This is a genomic window from Nonomuraea sp. 3N208, from assembly GCF_052245935.1.
Lineage (GTDB): Bacteria > Actinomycetota > Actinomycetes > Streptosporangiales > Streptosporangiaceae > Nonomuraea.
The window spans coordinates 22,109-40,144 of sequence record NZ_JBQQBR010000058.1 but is presented as its reverse complement, the minus strand read 5'-3'; the positions used below and the strand labels follow the sequence as shown (position 1 = coordinate 40,144).

20 protein-coding genes are annotated in these 18,036 nt (G+C 70.1%); 7 read left to right on the top strand and 13 right to left on the bottom strand.

Annotated features, from left to right (window positions below; all coding sequences use genetic code 11):
* Nucleotides 1–17 precede the first annotated feature (17 nt).
* Nucleotides 18–704, top strand: coding sequence for an antibiotic biosynthesis monooxygenase (locus ACTWPT_RS52360; RefSeq protein WP_443185087.1), 687 nt, complete (start codon nucleotides 18–20; stop codon nucleotides 702–704).
* 4 nt (nucleotides 705–708) lie between these two features.
* Here the strand turns inward: ACTWPT_RS52360 and ACTWPT_RS52355 are convergent, their stop codons facing one another.
* Together ACTWPT_RS52355 and ACTWPT_RS52350 are read right to left on the bottom strand one after the other, a co-directional pair.
* Nucleotides 709–1,356, bottom strand: coding sequence for a response regulator (locus tag ACTWPT_RS52355; RefSeq protein WP_443185052.1), 648 nt, complete (start codon nucleotides 1,354–1,356; stop codon nucleotides 709–711).
* A complete protein-coding gene (locus ACTWPT_RS52350; protein ID WP_443185051.1) occupies nucleotides 1,353–2,447 on the bottom strand; it encodes a sensor histidine kinase in 1,095 nt (364 codons plus the stop codon). Before ACTWPT_RS52350 ends, ACTWPT_RS52355 begins: the two co-directional genes overlap by 4 nt.
* Before the next feature lie 110 nt (nucleotides 2,448–2,557).
* Between ACTWPT_RS52350 and ACTWPT_RS52345 the strand changes: the two genes are divergently transcribed.
* On the top strand, nucleotides 2,558–3,625 hold the full coding sequence (locus tag ACTWPT_RS52345; protein WP_443185050.1) for an alpha/beta hydrolase family protein: 1,068 nt from the start codon (nucleotides 2,558–2,560) through the stop codon (nucleotides 3,623–3,625).
* On the opposite strand, the gene ACTWPT_RS52340 is transcribed toward ACTWPT_RS52345, so the two are convergent.
* Nucleotides 3,586–4,410: an NAD(P)H-binding protein gene (locus ACTWPT_RS52340; RefSeq protein WP_443185049.1), complete on the bottom strand. Its 825-nt coding sequence runs from the start codon at nucleotides 4,408–4,410 to the stop codon at nucleotides 3,586–3,588. The genes ACTWPT_RS52345 and ACTWPT_RS52340 overlap by 40 nt on opposite strands.
* Before the next feature lie 61 nt (nucleotides 4,411–4,471).
* Nucleotides 4,472–5,647: an FAD-dependent monooxygenase gene (locus tag ACTWPT_RS52335; RefSeq protein ID WP_443185048.1), complete on the bottom strand. Its 1,176-nt coding sequence runs from the start codon at nucleotides 5,645–5,647 to the stop codon at nucleotides 4,472–4,474.
* A 60-nt stretch (nucleotides 5,648–5,707) separates the two neighbouring features.
* Between ACTWPT_RS52335 and ACTWPT_RS52330 the strand changes: the two genes are divergently transcribed.
* Complete coding sequence (locus tag ACTWPT_RS52330) at nucleotides 5,708–6,274, top strand: TetR/AcrR family transcriptional regulator (protein ID WP_443185047.1); 567 nt, start codon at nucleotides 5,708–5,710, stop codon at nucleotides 6,272–6,274.
* Here the strand turns inward: ACTWPT_RS52330 and ACTWPT_RS52325 are convergent.
* Genes ACTWPT_RS52325 through ACTWPT_RS52315 form a run of 3 tightly spaced genes read right to left on the bottom strand, consistent with a single transcriptional unit; the run spans nucleotide 6,271 to nucleotide 7,872 of the window.
* Nucleotides 6,271–6,912: a maleylpyruvate isomerase N-terminal domain-containing protein gene (locus ACTWPT_RS52325; protein ID WP_443185046.1), complete on the bottom strand. Its 642-nt coding sequence runs from the start codon at nucleotides 6,910–6,912 to the stop codon at nucleotides 6,271–6,273. The genes ACTWPT_RS52330 and ACTWPT_RS52325 overlap by 4 nt on opposite strands.
* Nucleotides 6,913–6,931: 19 nt before the next feature.
* On the bottom strand, nucleotides 6,932–7,246 hold the full coding sequence (locus ACTWPT_RS52320; protein ID WP_443185045.1) for a DMT family transporter: 315 nt from the start codon (nucleotides 7,244–7,246) through the stop codon (nucleotides 6,932–6,934).
* Nucleotides 7,243–7,872, bottom strand: coding sequence for an FMN-dependent NADH-azoreductase (locus tag ACTWPT_RS52315; RefSeq protein ID WP_443185044.1), 630 nt, complete (start codon nucleotides 7,870–7,872; stop codon nucleotides 7,243–7,245). The genes ACTWPT_RS52320 and ACTWPT_RS52315 overlap by 4 nt, the downstream gene beginning before the upstream one ends.
* 72 nt (nucleotides 7,873–7,944) lie before the next feature.
* Here ACTWPT_RS52315 and ACTWPT_RS52310 point away from each other — a divergent pair, with 72 nt between their 5' ends.
* The gene (locus ACTWPT_RS52310; protein WP_443185043.1) at nucleotides 7,945–8,499 is read left to right on the top strand and encodes a TetR/AcrR family transcriptional regulator; all 555 of its coding nucleotides are present in this window, start codon (nucleotides 7,945–7,947) and stop codon (nucleotides 8,497–8,499) included.
* Here the strand turns inward: ACTWPT_RS52310 and ACTWPT_RS52305 are convergent.
* On the bottom strand, nucleotides 8,474–9,208 hold the full coding sequence (locus ACTWPT_RS52305) for a nucleotidyltransferase (RefSeq protein WP_443185042.1): 735 nt from the start codon (nucleotides 9,206–9,208) through the stop codon (nucleotides 8,474–8,476). The genes ACTWPT_RS52310 and ACTWPT_RS52305 overlap by 26 nt on opposite strands.
* A gap of 10 nt (nucleotides 9,209–9,218) precedes the next feature.
* Here ACTWPT_RS52305 and ACTWPT_RS52300 point away from each other — a divergent pair, with 10 nt between their 5' ends.
* The gene (locus ACTWPT_RS52300) at nucleotides 9,219–10,034 is read left to right on the top strand and encodes an SDR family NAD(P)-dependent oxidoreductase (RefSeq protein ID WP_443185041.1); all 816 of its coding nucleotides are present in this window, start codon (nucleotides 9,219–9,221) and stop codon (nucleotides 10,032–10,034) included.
* Here the strand turns inward: ACTWPT_RS52300 and ACTWPT_RS52295 are convergent.
* Both ACTWPT_RS52295 and ACTWPT_RS52290 read right to left on the bottom strand, forming a co-directional pair.
* On the bottom strand, nucleotides 10,021–10,959 hold the full coding sequence (locus ACTWPT_RS52295; protein WP_443185040.1) for a ribose-phosphate diphosphokinase: 939 nt from the start codon (nucleotides 10,957–10,959) through the stop codon (nucleotides 10,021–10,023). The genes ACTWPT_RS52300 and ACTWPT_RS52295 overlap by 14 nt on opposite strands.
* Before the next feature lie 33 nt (nucleotides 10,960–10,992).
* Nucleotides 10,993–11,631, bottom strand: coding sequence for an HAD family hydrolase (locus tag ACTWPT_RS52290; RefSeq protein WP_443185039.1), 639 nt, complete (start codon nucleotides 11,629–11,631; stop codon nucleotides 10,993–10,995).
* A gap of 119 nt (nucleotides 11,632–11,750) precedes the next feature.
* Here ACTWPT_RS52290 and ACTWPT_RS52285 point away from each other — a divergent pair, with 119 nt between their 5' ends.
* Complete coding sequence (locus ACTWPT_RS52285; protein ID WP_443185038.1) at nucleotides 11,751–13,538, top strand: alkyl/aryl-sulfatase; 1,788 nt, start codon at nucleotides 11,751–11,753, stop codon at nucleotides 13,536–13,538.
* A gap of 5 nt (nucleotides 13,539–13,543) precedes the next feature.
* On the opposite strand, the gene ACTWPT_RS52280 is transcribed toward ACTWPT_RS52285, so the two are convergent.
* Entirely contained in the window at nucleotides 13,544–14,974 is a 1,431-nt protein-coding gene (locus tag ACTWPT_RS52280; protein ID WP_443185037.1) for a purine-cytosine permease family protein, read from the bottom strand.
* A gap of 154 nt (nucleotides 14,975–15,128) precedes the next feature.
* On the opposite strand from ACTWPT_RS52280, the gene ACTWPT_RS52275 reads away from it, so the two are divergent.
* Nucleotides 15,129–16,556 (top strand): MFS transporter, encoded by a 1,428-nt coding sequence (locus ACTWPT_RS52275; RefSeq protein ID WP_443185036.1) that lies wholly within the window; start codon nucleotides 15,129–15,131, stop codon nucleotides 16,554–16,556.
* Nucleotides 16,557–16,667: 111 nt separating this feature from the next.
* Here ACTWPT_RS52275 and ACTWPT_RS52270 read toward each other — a convergent pair whose 3' ends face one another.
* Both ACTWPT_RS52270 and ACTWPT_RS52265 read right to left on the bottom strand, forming a co-directional pair.
* Nucleotides 16,668–17,651 (bottom strand): NAD-dependent epimerase/dehydratase family protein, encoded by a 984-nt coding sequence (locus ACTWPT_RS52270; RefSeq protein ID WP_443185035.1) that lies wholly within the window; start codon nucleotides 17,649–17,651, stop codon nucleotides 16,668–16,670.
* 85 nt (nucleotides 17,652–17,736) lie between these two features.
* On the bottom strand, nucleotides 17,737–17,916 hold the full coding sequence (locus tag ACTWPT_RS52265) for a hypothetical protein (protein ID WP_443185034.1): 180 nt from the start codon (nucleotides 17,914–17,916) through the stop codon (nucleotides 17,737–17,739).
* Nucleotides 17,917–18,036 lie beyond the last annotated feature (120 nt).

Sequence of the window (18,036 nt, the reverse complement as noted above, 5' to 3'; positions counted from 1 at the left end):
AGGAGGTTCGCCCGCTGTTGGACAAGCCCTCGGAGCTGGAGATCCTGGCGGGGGAGCCGCCGGCGAGGGAGGCGGTCACGGCAGTGATCTCCCACAACGTGCGGCAGGGGCGCGAGCGTGATTTCCAGCGCTGGCAGGACAAGGTGCGCAAGGCGCAGGAGAAGTTCCCCGGATTCCTGGGGTTCGAAGCGTTCGAGCCCGTGCCGGGTGTCCAGGAGCACTGGGTCGTCATGTTCCGCTACGACACCCGGGAACACCTCGACGACTGGCTCGAGTCCGGCACCCGCAGGAAACTCCTGGACGAGGGGCGCCACTACTTCGCCGACTTCGACGTGCGTACGGTCAAGTCGGCGTTCAGCGGCTGGTTCCGGTTCAACGGCGAGGCGGCGCGAGAACCCCCGCCCAACTGGAAGCAAGCCATGTCCGTGCTGCTGGGCCTCTATCCCACGGTGATGATCCTGAATTTGACGGTGGGCCGCGCGTTCGAGGCGGTGCGCCTGCCCGGATACCTCGCCATGTTCATCAGCAACGGCTTGAGTGTCTCCATCCTCACGTGGCTGATGATGCCGCTCGTCAACAGAACCTTCACGTCCTGGCTGTCGCCCAGCGGGGGCGGCTCGGTCTTCACGAACATCGCGGGCGCGTTGGTGATGGTGGCGTGCATGGCGCTGTGCATCGCCGTCTTCGGCCTGATCACGAGTTAGACGGTCAGCCCAGGTCGGCGTCGTGGACCAGGATGGCCGCCTGGACCCGGTTGGCCAGGCCCAGCTTGGCCAGCATGCGGCTGACGTGTGCCTTCACCGTGGCCTCCGTCAGGTGCAGCTCGCGGCCGATCTCGGCGTTTGACAGGCCTCGGGCCAGCGCCCTGATCACGTCCTCCTCGCGGCCGGTGAGCGTGGCGAGCTGCTTGCGGGCGGTCTCGGCGCGTGAAGGTCTGCGGTCGGCGTACGAGGCGATCAGGCGTTTGGTGACCGAGGGGGAGAGCATGGCCTGGCCGCCGGCGACCGTGCGGACAGCGGCGGCAAGGTCCCTCGGCGGGGTGTCCTTGAGCAGGAACCCGACGGCGCCCAGGCGCAGCGCCTCGTGCACATATTTGTCCAGGTCGAACGTGGTCAGCATGATCAGCTTGGTAGCGCCGGGCTGGGACAGCAGGTGGGCGGCGGCGGTCAGGCCGTCCATGCCCGGCATGCGCACGTCCATCAGCACGACCTCCGGCCGTAGCCGCGCAACGGCGGACACGGCCTCGGCTCCGTCCCGGGCCTCGCCGACGACCGCGATGTCGCCCGCAGCTTCGAGGATTAGCCGCAGCCCCGACCGTACGAGCTCCTCGTCGTCGACGACAAGCACTCTGATCATGCGGTCCACCGACCGACGGCCGCCGGGATCTTGGCGCGCACCAGGAAACCGCCGCCCTCCTCCGCGCTGGTGCGCAGCGTGCCACCGAGCAGCTCCACCCGCTCCCGCAGTCCCACCAGGCCCCAGCCGGCGCCGGGCAGCTCCTGACGCGGTGCCGTCGGCGCCTGGTTGTGCACTTCCACCTCCAGCTCGTCCGGCCCGTAGCGGATGCGCACGTCCGTGCGGGAATCCCCGGCGTGCTTGTGCACGTTGGTGAGCGCCTCCTGCACCACCCGGTACGCGGTCCGCTCCACAGCCTGCTCCACCAGCCGCACGTCGCCTTCGTCGTGCCTGGTCACCGCGATGCCCAGGGCGCGGGATTGGTCGAGCAACCGGTCGAGATCGGCGAGCGTGGGCAGCGGCTGGTCGTCGGTCTTGGACGAGCGCAGCACGCCGAGCACGTCACGCAGGTTGGTGAGGGCCTCCCGGCCGATCCCGCCGATCATGGCGGCGGTCCTGGCCGTCTCCTCGTCGGTCGCCCGTACCTCCAGCGCCCCGGCGTGCAGCACGATCAGCGAGACCCGGTGGGCGACGACGTCGTGCATCTCCCTGGCGATCCTGGCCCGCTCCTGCGCTCTGGCCTGCTCGGCCCGCATGATCTGCTCGTGCTCCGACCGCCTCTGCAGTTCGCGCCTGGCGCGGACGAGGAGGCCGACGGCGAACGGCAGCCCGATCACGACCAGCGCCATCATCAGCGCGTTGCCCAGTCCGGTGGTTGGACGCTCCTGCCACTCGCTCACGGCCGTGGAGATCCCGCACACCACCAGGCAGCCGCCGAGGTAGGCGGCGATGTCGCGGCTCCTGGTCAGCGTGCGGCCCGCATAATAGGAGGCGACCAGCAGCGGCGGCCACATCGCCGGCCACGCGTACGCGACGGCCGCCACGACCGCCAGCGGCCACCACGACCGCCGCGTCCACCAGGCGGCCAGCCCCGCCGCGGCGGTCACCGCGACCAGCACCGGGAGCGGCAGGTCCGACGGCACCCCGGCCTGCCCGTGCGCGCCGAGCAGGGAGAGCCCGAACACACCCGCGCCGAGCAGAACGAACCGCATGGCCACCAGCGTATGGGCCCGACCGGAAAACCCTTTACGACGAAAGTAGTAAGAGCCGGTCGACGATCGGGGCGGACGGCCGGGCCCTTCTGGCCGCGATCGTGGAGCCCATGATCGCTCTGTCTTTGATCGTTCTCGCCGCGCACACGACTCCGGCGACCGACCTCGCCCTGCCCGAGCCGACCGGCCCGAAGCCCGTCGGCACGACGAGCCTGCATCTGATCGACTCCAGCCGCCCCGACCCGTGGAACCCGAAGGCCGGGGAGCGCGAGCTCCTGGTCACGCTCTGGTACCCCGCCCGCAAGGCCACCGGGGAACCGGCGCCCTACGTCACCCCGCAGGAGTCGGCCGCCATACTCAAGCCCTATGAGAACGTGCCCCCGGACGCCCTCACCCAGGTCGAGACGCACGCTAGACGCGACGCCCCCGTACGCGGAGGCCGCCTGCCGCTCGTCGTCATGTCGCCCGGGTTCAGCTTCCCGCGGGCGAGCCTCACCTCGCTGGGCGAGGACCTCGCCAGCAGGGGATACCTGGTCGCGGCAGTGGAGCACACGTACGAGTCGGTGGCCACCACGTTCCCCGACGGGCGGACCACCACCTGCCTGGCGTGCGTGAAGGGCCAGGACGGCGCGAAGGTCGCCGCGAGCCGGGTGGTGGACGTGCGGTTCGTGCTGGACGAGCTGGCCGAGGGCCGCTGGGGTAAGGCGATCGACCGGTCGAGGATTGCCATGGTCGGCCACTCGATGGGCGGCAACAGCGCCGCCCACGCCATGGCGGCCGATCCGCGGATCAAGGCAGGCGCCAACCTGGACGGCTCCTTCCAGCCGATCGTCGCACGCCTGGACCGCCCGTTCCTGCTCATCGGGGCCCCGCCGCAGCGCACGCCGGACGGGAGCGATCAGTCGTGGAAGAAGTCCTGGGCCGGCATGACCGGGCCGAAGAGCTGGATCACGGTAGCGGGGACCGACCACTCTGCGTTCGTCGACTACGCCGTGCTCAGGCCGCCGCTCGGCATCCCCGCCCAGGAGCTCGACGGCGCGCGGGCGTTGCGTATCACCCGCGCCCATCTCGCCGCCTTCCTCGACCGGCACCTACGCGGCAGGAACACGCCGGTCGAGGCCTATCCCGAGGTCACCGATCACACGCGGAAGGCGTCGGCGTTCTCCGCGGCCCACTGAGCGAAGCTGCGCGCGTCCCGGCCGGTGATCTCTCGCACGGTCGGGACCACGGTGTAGCCGACCTCCGGCGTGTTGCCGAGCGCGTTGACGAGGAACTCGATGGTCTCCTCGCCCATGCCGTCAAGGCGCCACTTGGCCCGCGCCTCGTCCACGGTCAGCTCCACGAACCGTACGTCTCTGCCGATCGCCGCGCCCAGGATCGCGACCTTCTCTCTGAGCGTGATCGCCTCAGGCCCGGTCAGCGTGTACGTCCTGCCGCCGTGTCCCCCCTGGACCAGCACCGTCGCGGCCACGGCGGCGATGTCCCGCTCGTGCACGAGCGCGCTCAGCCGGTCGCCGAACGGCTCCTTGATGACGCCTTCCGTCCTGACCGTGTGCGCCCACCAGCGCAGCGTGTTGGACATGAACTCGACGGGGTGCAGCAGCGTCCACTCGATGTTGGTGGCGGCCAGCGCCTGCTCCAACTCGCCGTCCGCGCGCCCGCCGAGCACCGTGACCCGCCGCACGCCTGCCTCGGCGGCCAGCTTCACCAAACCGGCGCCGTCCGGCAGAGGTGTGTAGTCGTCACCCGCGAAGTTGATGAAGTGCACGCCCTCGACGCCGTCGAAGACGTCGGCCAGCGTGTCGAGCCTGGCAAGGTCACCCGCGACGATCTCGACGCCCTCGGGCAGCTCGGCCTTGGCGGGGTTCCTGGTCAGGGCACGCACCTGCTGTCCGGCCGCGAGGAGCTCCGCGACGACGAGTCGGCCGACGGTCCCGGTGGCTCCGGTGACGAGGAAGGTCATGATGAAATCCATTTCTTTCGGAACGGAACGTTCTGCTCTTACTATAGCAGAACGGAACGCTTCATTCCATATAGTTCTTGAGTGAGATGGCGTTCGCGGCTCGGTGAATCGGCCCCGCGATCCGCTCGACCATCCGGTCGCGTCCAGGCAGGTGCGGGATCAACTTGATCACCTTGATCTGGACCCAGAGGGCCAGGCGTGACGGGATCACCATGCCCTTGAGATTGGCCTCGGCGAGCGCCTGGTTGGCCGCGACGAAGCCGCGCAGCTCCCGCTCGTACCCGTCTACGCCGTCGCCGGCGGCCAGCTCGCCGGCCAGCACGTACGCCCCCACGATCGCCAGGCTCGTGCCCTGCCCCGAGGCCGGAGAGGCGCAGTACGCCGCGTCGCCCACGAGCACCACCCGGCCCTTGGACCACCGGTCCATGTGGATCTGGCCGACCGAGTCGAAGTAGAAGTCCTTGGCGTCCCGCGCGGCGGCGAGCAGCCCGGGAACCTCCCAGCCGGTCCCGTCCATGGCCCGCGCCAGCAGCTCCTTCTGCTCGGTCACATTCCTGTGGTCGTAGGCCAGCGGCTGCGACGACCACATGAATAACGCTTTGGCGCCCGTGTCCTGGCGGGTGCTGTAGACGTTCGCGGTCCGGCCCGGCGCCGCGTGCACCGCCTCCTCGCGGTCCAGGCCCAGCGTGTTGGGCACCGTGCAGATCGAGATGTAGTGGCCGAGGTGGCGGGCGAAGCGCTCCTCCTCGCCGAAGACCAGCCTCCTGACGTTGGAGTGGGCGCCGTCCGCCCCGATGACCAGGTCGAACGCACGCGGCTGCGAGCGCTCGAAGGTCACCGTGCCGTCGTCGGCGATGCCGGTGATCGAGTCGTCGAAGATGTACTCGACCTCGTCGCGCGTCAGCTCGTACAGCAGTTCGTTGAGGTCGCCGCGCATGATCTCGACGTCGTCGCCCGTGCGGCCGCCGAACAGGGCGGCGTCCATGGTCGCGACCGGCCTGCCCTTGGCGTCGTAGTGGGTGGCGACCCGCATGTCCGTGCTCCTGGCGCGGACCGCGTCCATGAGCCCCATGCGCTCGATCACCTGGAGCGCCGCGCCCCGGATATCGATCTTGTAGCCGCCCTCGCGAAGGGCGGGCGCCCGCTCCACCACGGTGACGGTGAAGCCGTGCCTGCGCAGCCAGTAGGCCGTCGTCGTGCCGGCGATGCTGGCGCCGGAGATCAGAATGTTCGTCATGCCAATGACAGTACATCTGTCTCAGACGTCTGTCTAGGACGATTGTGCTATTCTCTGGGTATGGGAAACAGAGAAGATCTCCTGGCAGGGGCGAAGCGGTGCCTGATCGAGAAGGGCTACTCACGCACGACGGCGCGGGACATCGCCAACGCTTCCGGCGTGAGCCTGGCCGGCATCGGCTACCACTTCAGGTCGAAGGACGCCCTGATGAACGAGGCGCTGTTCGAGGTGATGCGGGAGTGGGGCGACGACCTGGGCGCGACTCTGTCGGCCGACGTCAAGCAGGACGCCACGCCGCTTGAGCGGTTCGAGGCGGCGTGGGATCGGGTGGTGGAGTCGTTCTCGCGGCTGCGGCCGCTGTGGGTGACCCAGTTCGAGCTGCTGGGGCAGATCGATCACATACCAGAGGTACGCGAACAGCTCGTCCACGGCATCAAGGAGGCGCGGCTGGGGCTGACCGAGTTGTTCGAGGGCATCGAGCCGGGGAGCGATCCTGAGCGTGAGCGGCTGACCGGGACGTTCTACCAGGCCATGCTGACCGGGTTCCTGTCCCAATGGCTGCTCGACCCGGACAGTGCGCTGTCGGGCCGCGAGGTCGTCGCGGCCCTGCGCATGATCGCCTCCTAGAAGGCGCTGATGGTGGCCGGCGCGCGTTCGGCGCGGCTCAGCGTGCGGATGACGGCCGTGGCCCCGTGCCGGTGCACGGCCAGCCGGGCCAGCAGCTCGACCGCCGGATCGATGACCGACTCAGGCAGGGCAGGCGTCTCGACGCCCACGCTGGCGGCCAGGTCGTCGGAGTGCACGACCAGCTCGACCAGCCTGGTCAGCAGGAAGTCGTCCAGCGTGAGCGACCAGTCCGCCCACGGCAGGTGCACGACCCGGTCGGCGGGCTCGGCGGGCAGTGCGGCGGTCAGCAGGTCGAGCAGTGCCTGCGTGCGCTCCACCAGCGCGACCGGCCCGTCGGCGGCGGCCGCCTCCCCGCCCCGCCGGACGAAGACGTTGCTCTCGTGGTCGAGGCCCGCCTGCACCCATGGTGACCTGGAAAAGTGCTCGATGAGCCCGATCGGCTCCTGGACGGCTCCGTTGTCGGCCGCCAGCGCGTCGCGAACCCTCACGATCTGGTGGGCCAGGTGTCCGGCCAGTCCGCCGACGCTGAATTCCGTGAGCGCGCTCGGCTTGTCCCACGCCCCGGCCACGGCCGGGTCGCGCAGGAGCGACACGGCCGACGCCGCGGCGGCCAGATAGGACTGCCTGCTCTCCCCCATATGTCGCCCTTCCGCTGATTCAGGTGGTAACTCGGGCCAACACTATCCCTCCGACGATGAGCGCGAGCGCCGTCATCCTGCCCACTGAGACGGGGTCGTCGTTGAGCACGATGCCCAGGGTGATCGCGCCGACGGCGCCGATGCCGGTGAAGACCGCGTACGCGGTGCCGACCGGCAAGGTGTTCATGGCCTGCGACAGCAGCCAGACGGCGGCGGCCATCAGGGCCAGGCAGATCAGCGTGGGCACGAGTCTGGTGAAGTTGTGCGTCGGCTTGATGCTCTGCGACCACGCCACCTCCACCAGCCCGGCCAGCATCAGGATCAGCCAGTTCATCGGGCCGCCTCCTTCAGCGCCGCCGCCAGGGACTCCTCGTGCCGGCCGCGCATGTGGGCCAGCGCCGGGTCGAGGCGGGCATTGACCAGCTCCGCGTGGATGAACGTCACGTCCTCGACCCGGAAGTGGCCCTTGAAGAAGTCGCGCAGGTAACGCTCCTGGTGGTCGTACGGCTCGCGGGGCGTGCCCGGGCCGTACGCGCCGCCGCGCGCGCCGGTCACCACGAACGAGCGGCCTGCGAGCGACATCTTGGGGAACGTGATCTGGTCGAGCCAGGCCTTCAGCGATGAGGGGATCGAGTAGTTGTACATCGGCGTGCCGATCAGGATCACCTCGGCCGCCACCACCTCGGCCAGCAGCGGCTCCACGACGGCCCACGCCCGGCGGTGGGCGGGCGTGCGAACCGCCTCCTCGTAACGCGAAATTTCGGTTATCTCGTGCTCAAGGATGTAGTCGCACAACTCCGTCCAAGCCTCGCCGATGTGCGGCACAGGCTGTGCGGCCAGGTCGCGGTAGACGTACCCGGCCTGTGGGTTGGCGGCTCGCCAGGTCTCGGCGTACACGCTCGACAACCTGCGCGAGAACGACGCCGCGCGGCGTGCGCTGGCGTCCAGATGCAGCAACATGATCTCTCCAATAAGTGGACACGCTGTCCGGTTCAATATAACCGGACAACGTGTCCACCTACAATGGGCGTCATGGAGAGAGCCGACGCCGCGCGCAACCGCGCCCGGATCCTCGAAGCGGCAGCCCAGCTCTTCGCCGAGAAGGCGCCGCAGGACGTGACGATGGACGACATCGCCAGGAGGGCGGGGGTGGGCCGGGGCACGCTTTATCGCCGCTACCCGGACCGGGCCTCGATCGCCGTCGCGCTGCTCGACGAGCACGAACGGGAGCTTCAGGAACGGCTGCTGCGCGGCGAGCCGCCGCTGGGCCCGGGTGCGCCCGCCGCCGCGCGGCTGGCCGCCTTCTACGCCGCCATGGTGCGGCTGCTGGAGGACCACGCGCACCTGGTGCTCGGCTCGGAAGTAGGCCGCTCGCGCTTCGAGACCGGCGCGTACGGCTTCTGGCGGGCACACGTGCGGGTGCTCCTGGTCGCCGCCGGCACGCCCGGCCCCGACGCGCTGGTCGACGTCCTGCTCGCGCCTCTGGCCCCCGAGGTGTACAGCTATCAGCGCTCGGTGCTCGGCCTGACCCCCGCCCAGATCACCGAGGCGCTGACCAGGCTCACGGCGATCCTAGAACCCTCGTGATCGTGGACCTGATGAACGCGCGGGCCAGCTTGGCCCTCCTGAACCGGCTCAGCGGCGGCGCCGTCGTGCCGTACCTGCGGGCCCGCACGTCGGCCACCACGATCGCGGGCGCGCCCAGCTCGTGCAGCACCTCCAGGGCCTCCCGCTTGCTGATCAGCCGCCCGTCCCGCAGCGTGACCACGGCCCTGGCGACCGTGACCATGCCCAGATCCACCCAGATGTCGTGCAACCACCGCCGCCGTCCCCCCGTCCTGTCCAGCCAGAAGTCCCGCAGGTCCGCCCGGACGAACTCGGCCAGCTCCGCGTCCGACACCTGGGGCAGCAGGCCGGTGGGCGGCGGACCGTGCAGCTCCAGGGGCTTGGTGTGCAGTTCGCGCCGCGTGACGGCGGTGACCGGGCGCCGGAAGATGCGCTCGTGCGCCCACGTCACGTGCTCGGCCGACAGGTCCGCCAGCTCCTGCCTGGCCATGTACGAGCAGTGCAGCTTGTCCGCGAGTGGCAGGTCGATGGCCCGGTGCAGGGCCTTGAGTCGCCGCCACTGCTCCATCGTGATCGGCTCGCCGACGACGGCGATGAGGTCCAGGTCGCTGAGGCCCGGCTGGTAGTCGTCGGTCGCCAGTGAGCCATGCGCCCATAACGCGACAAGGGGAACGGCCGGCTCCACTGCTTCGTGAAAATGCCTTAGCAGGCGGTCGGTCGCTACATGCATGATGGCCACTATGATCGATACACGGCTGGCTGGAAAGGTCGCGTTGATCACCGGGGCCAATCACGGCATCGGCGCGGCCATCGCGATCGCGCTGGCGGCCGAGGGCGTTTCGGTGTTCGTGACCTACAAGCGGCTTCCTCCGCTCGACCATCCGGCCTATCCGGAGGCCTACGATCGCCACCGCGCCGCCGGGGCCGATGACGTGGTGCGTCGCATTCGCGAGGCCGGCGGCCAGGCCGAGTCGGCCGAGGCCGACCTGACCGACCCCGCGACCCCTAAGGTGCTGTTCGACCAGGCGGAGAAGGCGTTCGGGCCGGTGGAGATCCTGGTCAACAACGCGAGCGGCTGGCGCAGCGACACGTTCACGCCGACCGAACGCGACGGCTTCGGCCGCCCGCTCCGGCCGGTGGACGCCGAGACGCACGGCGGGCAGTTCGCGGTGGACGTACGCGCGCCCGCTCTGCTGATCGCCGAGTTCGCCCGGCGGCACATCGAACGCGGCGCCACCTGGGGCCGGATCATCGGCCTGACCTCGGAAGGGCCGCAGGGCTTCCCGTCCGAGGTCTCCTACGGCGCCGCGAAAGCGGCCCAGGAAAGCTACACGATGTCGGCCGCGCACGAGCTGGGCCCGTACGGTGTCACGGCCAACATGGTCCACCCGCCCATCACCGACACCGGCTGGGTCAATGAGGAAGTGGAGAAGCTGGCCCGCACCCACGGCCCGCTGCGCTCGGTCGGGCAGCCGGAGGACGTGGCCGAAGTGATCACCTTCCTGGCCTCCCACCAAGGGCGGCGCGTGACCGCGCAGGTCGTCAAGATGTACTGAACAGGGCGCTCACCGACTCGCCGTCGTGGATGCGGCGCATGGCCTCGGCCAGGGCGGGCGCGATCGACAGGACCGTGAGCTTGTCGCTGGGCTTGGGCGGTGGCACGGTGTTCGTGCAGACGATCTCCACGACCTCGGGCAGCGCGCTCAGCCGCTCCAGCGCGCCGCTGGAGAAGAGCCCGTGCGTGCAGGCCAGGCGCACCGAGCGCACGCCGCGCTCGCGCAGCCGGTCGAGCAGCTCGATGACCGTGCTCCCCTTGGCGATCTCGTCGTCCAGGACGATGACGTCCTTGCCCTCCACGTCGCCGATGACCGAGCTGATCACCACGCGGTCGTCGCTGAAGCGTTGTTTGGCGCCCATCGCGACACCGGTGCCGAGCAGGCGGGCGAAGTGGGCGGCCTCCTTGGCGTTGCCGAGGTCGGGGGAGACGACGACCGTGTTCGACAGGTCGTACTGGCGGAAGTGCGCGGCCAGCTCGCGCAGCGCGTGCAGGTGGTCGACGGGGACGCTGAAGAAGCCGTGCACCTGCGGCGAGTGCAGCGTCATCGCCAGCACCCGGTCGGCGCCCGCGGCCACCATCAGGTCGGCGACCAGCCGCGCGCCGATGGAGATCCGCGGCGCGTCCTTCTTGTCCGACCGCGCGTAGGCGTAATGCGGCAGTACCACAGTGGTTCTTGCCGCCGACGCGCCACGGGCGGCGTCCAGCATGAGCAGCAGTTCGACCAGGTGCTCCTGGACGGGCGGCACCAGCGGCTGGATGAGGAAGACGTCACGCTCGCGGCAGTTGGCCTGCAACTGCACTTCCAGCGCGTCGTTGGCGAAGCGGCTGACCCTGACCGGGTGCAGGGGAGTGCCCAGGTGGGCGCAGATCTCTTCGGCCAGTTCGGGGTGGGCGGTGCCGCTGAAAACCGTGATGTCTCGCACGGTTCCCAGAGCATAGCCACTAGGTGCACAAGTTCACGAGAGGAGGTCGGGGGTGAGCGCGTCGAGTCCCGGCAACACCCGCCAGGCCAGCGCAAGCGCGTCCGGCGCGGGCGGGTACCGCGGGTGCGGCACGGCGATCACCCGCATCCCGGCGGCATGCGCCGACCGCAGTCCGTTGCTCGAGTCCTCGACCGCCGCGCAGCCGCGCGGATCGACGTTCATCCGCCGCGCCGCCTCCAGGTATCCGTCCGGCGCCGGCTTGCCGCGCGCCACCTCCTCGGTGGACACCGTGACGGCGAAACACTCCTTCAACTCGGCCGCATCCAGCACCACGTCGATCAGCCGGCGCGGCGACGAGCTGGCCAGCCCCAGCGTGACCGGCCCGGACAGCCGCCGCACCGCCTCCACCGCACCCGGCAGCAACGGCACCTCGTCGCGATAGCGCGCGGCCATCTGGTCCACCACGCCGCGTGCGATCTCGTCCGGCGCCATCCGCACCCCCAGTTCATGCAGGTACGCGGCCCACTCGCCGGTGCTCATGCCCATGAGCCTGGACTGGGTGTCCGGCTGCCACGTGCCGCCGTGCTCGGCGACGAACGCCCGCCGCACCTCCTCCCACACCGGCTCGGAATCGACCAGCACGCCGTCGAGGTCGAACACGCACGCTTCCATGGCACCTCCCGTAGGCATCGACAGGTCCAACATCATCGCATGTCCTTATTGCCCGAGATTCATCCTCTTAGGGGCCTTTGTTGAGCTATCCGGGCTGGATACCGGGCATGCGGCTAGGCATGGCAGACCTTCCACTTCATGACAAGGGCGACTTCGCGGACGCGGACCGAGGTTTCATCGCCAAGCTCAGCCCTGCTGTGATCAAGACAGCGGACGGCCGGGTGATCTGGGACGGCGACTCCTACGACTTCCTCCGGGGGGAGTGCCCCAAGACGGCCCATCCCAGCCTGTGGCGACAGGCGCAGTTGTGCGCCAAACAAGGTCTGTACGAGGTCACCGACGGCATCTACCAGGTGCGCGGCCTGGACCTGTCCAACATGACGCTGGTCGAGGGCGAGACCGGCGTCATCGTGATCGACCCGCTGATCTCCACCGAGTGCGCCGCCGCCGCGCTGAAGTTGTACCGCGCCCACCGCGGCGCGCGTCCCGTCACCGGCGTGATCTACACGCACCCGCACGCCGCCCACTTCGGCGGCGTCCGCGGCGTCACCCGCGGCGGGGTGCCCATCCTGGGCCCAGCCGGGTTCCTGGAGCACGCGGTGTCGGAGAGCGTGTACGCGGGCCCGGCGCTGACCCGCCGCGCCGTCTACATGTACGGCCCGGCCCTGCCCCGCTCGCCCGAGGGTCAGATCGGCTGCGGCCTCGGCATGACCGTCTCGACGGGCACCCTGTCCCTCATCCCGCCCACGGTCGAGATCACCCGCACCGGGCAGGAGGAGACGGTCGACGGCGTACGAATGGTCTTCCAGCTGGGCTCCAGCGCCGAGATGGCCTTCCTCATCCTGGACCGCAACGCGTTGTACCTGGCCGAGAACGCAACCCACAACCAGCACAACATCCTGTCCCTGCGCGGCGGCCCGTTCCGCGACGCCAAGGCCTGGGCGCGGTGCCTCAACGAGGCGATCTCCCTGTTCGCCGGCCACGCCGACGTCGCCTTCGCCGCACACCACTGGCCCACGTGGGGCCGCGACGACATCGCCCGGTTCCTCGCCCGGCACCGCGACATGTACGCCTACCTGCACGACCAGACCCTGCGCCTGCTCAACAAGGGCCTGACGGCGGCCGAGATCGCCGAGGCCGTGCAGCTGCCGCCCGAGCTCGAGCGGTCCTGGCACACGCACGGCTACCACGGCTCGGCCAGTCACAACGTCAAGGCCATCTACCAGCGGTACCTCGGCTGGTTCGACGGCAACCCCGCGCACCTATGGGAGCATCCGGCGCGGGAGAGCGCGATCCGGTACGTCGAGTGCCTGGGCGGCGGCGCGGCCGTGGTCGAGTTCGCCCGCCGTTATCTGGCCGAGAACGACCTGCGCTTCGCCGCCCAGCTGCTCAACCACGCCGTCTTCGCCGACGAGGGCAACAAGGAGGCCCGCGACCTGCTCGCCGCGGTCTACACCAGGCTCGGCCAGGGCGCGGAGAACGCCACGTGGCGCAACTTCTACCTCATGGGCGCGCTGGAGCTGGCGGACGGCATCGTGCCCGCCACCGCCGACGCGGTCTCGCCCGACCTGTTCGCCGCGTTGAGCATGGACCAGGTCTTCGACTCGCTCGCCATCCGCGTGGACGGCCCACGGGCGTGGCACGAGCGTCTGGCCATCGACTGGGATCTGACCGACCTAGGGGAGCGGCACCGTACGACGTTGTCCAACGGCGCGCTGATCCACCAGGCCGAGCCGCCCGACGAGGGCGCGGACCTGACGCTGCGGCTGACGAAGCCGCAGCTGCTCGGCCTGCTGTCGGGCAAGGGCTTCGAAGGGGTGGAGCGGGAGGGCGACACGTCGGCGCTGCGGCGGCTGGTGGCGGTGCTGGACCGGCCGGTGCCCGACTTCGCCATCGTCACGGCGTGAACGGCTCAGCGGCTGCCGCCAGGTGCGTCAGCGGTGCGGCGAGGTCGCGCGACCGCGGTGATCAGGTAGTACAGCACCCCGGCCAGCACGAGCGCGATGACCACGCCGATGTTCGCCGCCCCGAACGTGCTCTTCTCCAGCTCCTCGCTCATCAGAAAGCCCACCACGGTTGCGATGTTCTGGTCAGCGGACGTGATGAGCCCCAGCCCCACGGTCGACGCCACCACCAGCGACAACACGCCGGCCCAGTTGACGGCCGGCGCCCCGGCTCGCAGCAGCCGCTCGTCGTAGGCTTGGCCGCCGGCCCGCAGCCGCCACATGTCCACCAGGAAAATCGCGACCCAGGCCGCCATCACCACGCCGGCGATCGCCAGGAACGCCTGGAAGGTGGCGAGGAAGCTGCTGGAGACGAACAGCAGATAGTAGCCGCCGAGCACCATGAGCAGCCCGTCGATCAGCACCGCGTAGTGCCGCCTGATCGGCACCCCGAGCGCCAGCATCGACAGCCCGGACGAATAAATGTCCATGATCGCCCCGGACAGGAAGCCGCCGATGGCGGTCAGCAGGTACGGCAGCAGGAACCACGTCGGCAGTGCCCCCGCCAGCGCCCCCACCGGGTCGCCGCCGGCCGCCCCGGCCAGTTGCGGATCGCCGCCTGCCAGCAGGACCCCGAACACGAGCAGCACCATCGGCGGCAGTGCGCCCCCGAGCATCGTCCACAGCGCCACCGACCTCGGAGGGGAGCTCGTGGGCAGGTAACGCGAGTAGTCGGCGCCGCAGTTGACCCAGCCCAGGCCCAGCAGGGTCATCGCGAAGATGATCCCGCCCACCCAGCCGCCGGGCCCGGCCGTGGTCTCCAGTGACACACCGAGCCTGGGCACCATGAGGATCATGTAGACGACGGTCAGCACGATGAACGCGTACGTCAGGTACCGCTGCACGGCCATGATCATGGCGTGGCCGTACACGCCGACCGCGATCACCACCACGGCCGCGACGGCGAAGCAGATCGCGGTGGCGGTCGTGCTGGGCATGCCGGGCGCGAGCCGCGCCAGGATGGCCGCGCCACTCTGCGCCGCCAGCGTGACCAGCACAATCTCCCAGCCGACGTTCGAGATGTACGAGAACACCGTGGGTAACTTGTTGCCCTGGTACCCGAACGGCGCCCGCCCCAGCGTCATCGTCGGCACACCCGACCGCGCGCCGCCGACCGCGACCAGGCCGACCAGCAGGAACGACAGCGCGTACCCGATGGCGCCGGTGATGACGGCGGGCACGACGCCGAGGCCGAGGCCCACGATGTACACGCCGAAGGCGATGCCGAACAGGGACAGGTTGGAGGCGGCCCACGGCCAGAACAGGTCACCCGGGCGGCCGCGCCGCTCCGCCTCGGGAACCGCGTTGATGCCGTTCTGCTCGACGGTCATCGTGTCCATGATCGGACGTTACCCGCCTTCCGCGGAGAAGCCCATCCCTGTGGCCGAGCAAAGAATTCATGGGTGGCCACGGGCGATATTTCGTAGCTTGCGGGGAATCATGGTCGGGCCGCGGCGGCCGTACCGACTCCTGCCGCGCGGAGAGGTAGCTGTGATGGGGGCGTCCGGATTCGACACGCGCCGGCACGCCCTGGCCGTGTGTCTGGTGGCGGCGTTCATGAGCGGTCTGGACGTCAGCATCGTCAACGTGGCACTGCCGTCCATCAGGGAAGGGCTGCAGGCGACGGCTGGCGGGCTGCAGTGGACGCTGTCCGGTTACGCGCTCACGTTCGGGCTGCTCCTGATCCCGGCCGGGAGACTGGGGGACGCCAGGAGCCGGCGGGCGATCTTCATGTTCGGGGTGGCGTTGTTCACGCTGGCCAGCGCGGCGTGCGGGCTCGCCGGGAACATGCCGCTGCTGATCACGGCCAGGCTGGTGCAGGGCATGGCGGCCGGCATGATGAACCCGCAGGTCTCGGGGCTGATCCAGCAGATGTTCCAGGGGTACGAGCGGGCGCGGGCGTTCGGCGCGCTCGGCGCCACCCTCGGCCTGTCCACGACCGCGGGGCCGCTGATCGGCGGTGTCCTGGTCAGTGCCTTCGGGCCCGAGCACGGATGGCGGTGGGTGTTCCTGGTGAACCTGCCGATCGGCATCGCCCTCCTGCCCCTGGCCTACCGCGCGCTCCCGGCTCCGCACTCTACGGCGGCGTCCCGGGATGCCCTGGGCCGGCGCGAGAGCATGGATCCGGTGGGGGTGCTGCTGCTCGGCGTCGGCGTCGCGGGCCTCTTGCTGCCGTTCATCCAGCGGCATCAATGGGAGGGCGCGACCAAGTGGCTGCTCGTCCCCGCCGCGTTCACCCTGCTGACCGGGTTCGTGGCATGGGAGCGGATCTATCCCCGCGAGCCGCTGGTGAACCTGTCCCTGTTCCGCAAGTGCTCCTACAGCCTGGGCTCGGCCATCGCCCTGTTCTACTTCGCCGGCTTCACCGGCATCTTCTTCACCTTCACGCTGTACCTGCAGAGCGGCCTCCAGTACAGCCCGCTGATGGCCGGGTTGTCGATCACGCCGTTCGCCCTCGGCTCGGCTTCGGCGTCCGTGGTCGGCGGGCGGCTCGTGTCGCGGGCCGGACGGCGGCTGGTCGCCGTCGGTCTCACCACGGTGATCGTCGGGCTCTCCGCCACGATGGCCGCGACCGCGCTGGTGCCCGGCCACGGGGTCGGGCTGGCGACCGCGTTGCCGCTTCTGGTCGCGGGGCTGGGCAGCGGCCTGGTGATCTCGCCCAACCAGGCGATCGCCCTGTCCGAGGTGCCACCCGAAGGCGGCGGAAGCGCGGCCGGGGTGCTGCAGACAGGCCAGCGGCTGGGGTCGGCGATCGGGATCGCGGCGGCGGGCTCGACGTTCTTCGGCTCACTGGCCGACGGCTGGCCGACGGCCTTCCGCCACGGCCTGCTGGTGGTCCTGCTCTTCGTCGCCCTCGCCCTCGCCGCCGCCGGCTACGACCTCATCCGCACCTACCGCTCCGCCCCACGGGACCAGCCTTGACCGCCCGCCCGCCCCGTTCAACCGGCCAGGAGCCCGCACCGCCGGCCTCAACCGCCCAGAGACCCCCGCACCGCCGGCCTCAACCGGCCAGAGACCTCCGCACCGCCTGCCTCAGCCGGCCAGAAGCCTCGCCTCCACTGCCGGATCGAGCCCCTTCAACGGCCGATCCAGCCGCATCGGAGCCACACCACCGAGGCTCCGCAGCCACGCCCACGTATCGGCCACCGTCTCCGCCACGGGCCGGAACCGCAGACCCGCCGCCACGGCCTTGGACACGTCACCTCCGTGCATGTAGTCGTAGTCCTCGCCCACCAGCCAGATCGGCAGCTCGATCCACGGCGTCACCCCAGCCGCCAGGATCGCCTCCGCCTCGACCCACCGCAGCTCGGCTTCGGCCCCGGTCACCTTCACGCAGGTCTCGAGGAGCTCCCGCGTCGTCACGAACCCCGGAGGGCTCACCACGTTGAACGCTCCGCCGATTCCTCGCTCGGCCGCCCGCAGGCACCACACGGCCAGGTCACGCGCGTCGACGTACTGGAGACCGAGGTCGGCAGGCCCGGGCGCGAGCACAGGACCGCCACGGGCGATCCTGCTCAGCCACCACGGCAGCCGCCCGACGTTCTCGTAAGGCCCGATGATCAGCCCTGCCCTGGCCAGCAGCGCCCGCTCCCCGAACGCCGCGACCGCCGCCAGCTCCGCTCCCGCCTTGTTCCTGGCGTAGTCGGAGTCGTCGTCATCGTCGGCGGAGGCCGCCACGACCGGTGCGCTCTCGTCCGCGCCGAAGGGCAGCGGCTCGGCGTACACGGACCTGCTGGACACGTAGACGTAGTGTCCCGCGCGCTCGGCCAGCAGGGACGCGGCGTCCCTGACCGCGGAGGCCGCCCACGACCAGGTGTCCACCACGACGTCCCATTCGCCGCGCTCCAGCGCCGCCAGCCCGCCGGCCGCCGACCGGTCACCGCGTAACGCCGTCACCCCCGCGGGCGGCTCGTGGCTGCCCCGGTTGAACACCGTCACATCCCATCCCAGGCCCAGCGCCTCCTCGACGACCGCCCGCCCGACGAACTCCGTGCCACCCAGCACCAGAACCTTCATGACACCTCACTCTGGCCCAGGCGCCTCCGCGTGAACAGACGTCCACGCCATCAGCGGAATCGCCACAAGCGAACACCCCGAGTGCTCAGAACTCGCAGCCACCTGGATCAGCGACCTTGTCATCGTCGTAGTCGGGAGGAATAGGCGGCGAGCCGCCCACCCGCCGTCCAAAGCCGGGCTCGGGTTCACCGGGGACCCGCACGGTGAGCCCGCGGACACCAAGGGGACCCTCGTCCGCCATCACCTCGACTCTGTCGCCCCTCACCCACCCGATCCTGGGCTGACCAGCTGCACAGAGCGTGGCGAAACGCCCCTCTTGGCGCCCCGCTTACTCAATCTCGATCTCTATAGCACCAGATCAAGCCCCTTGATGTTCTGCAAGCCA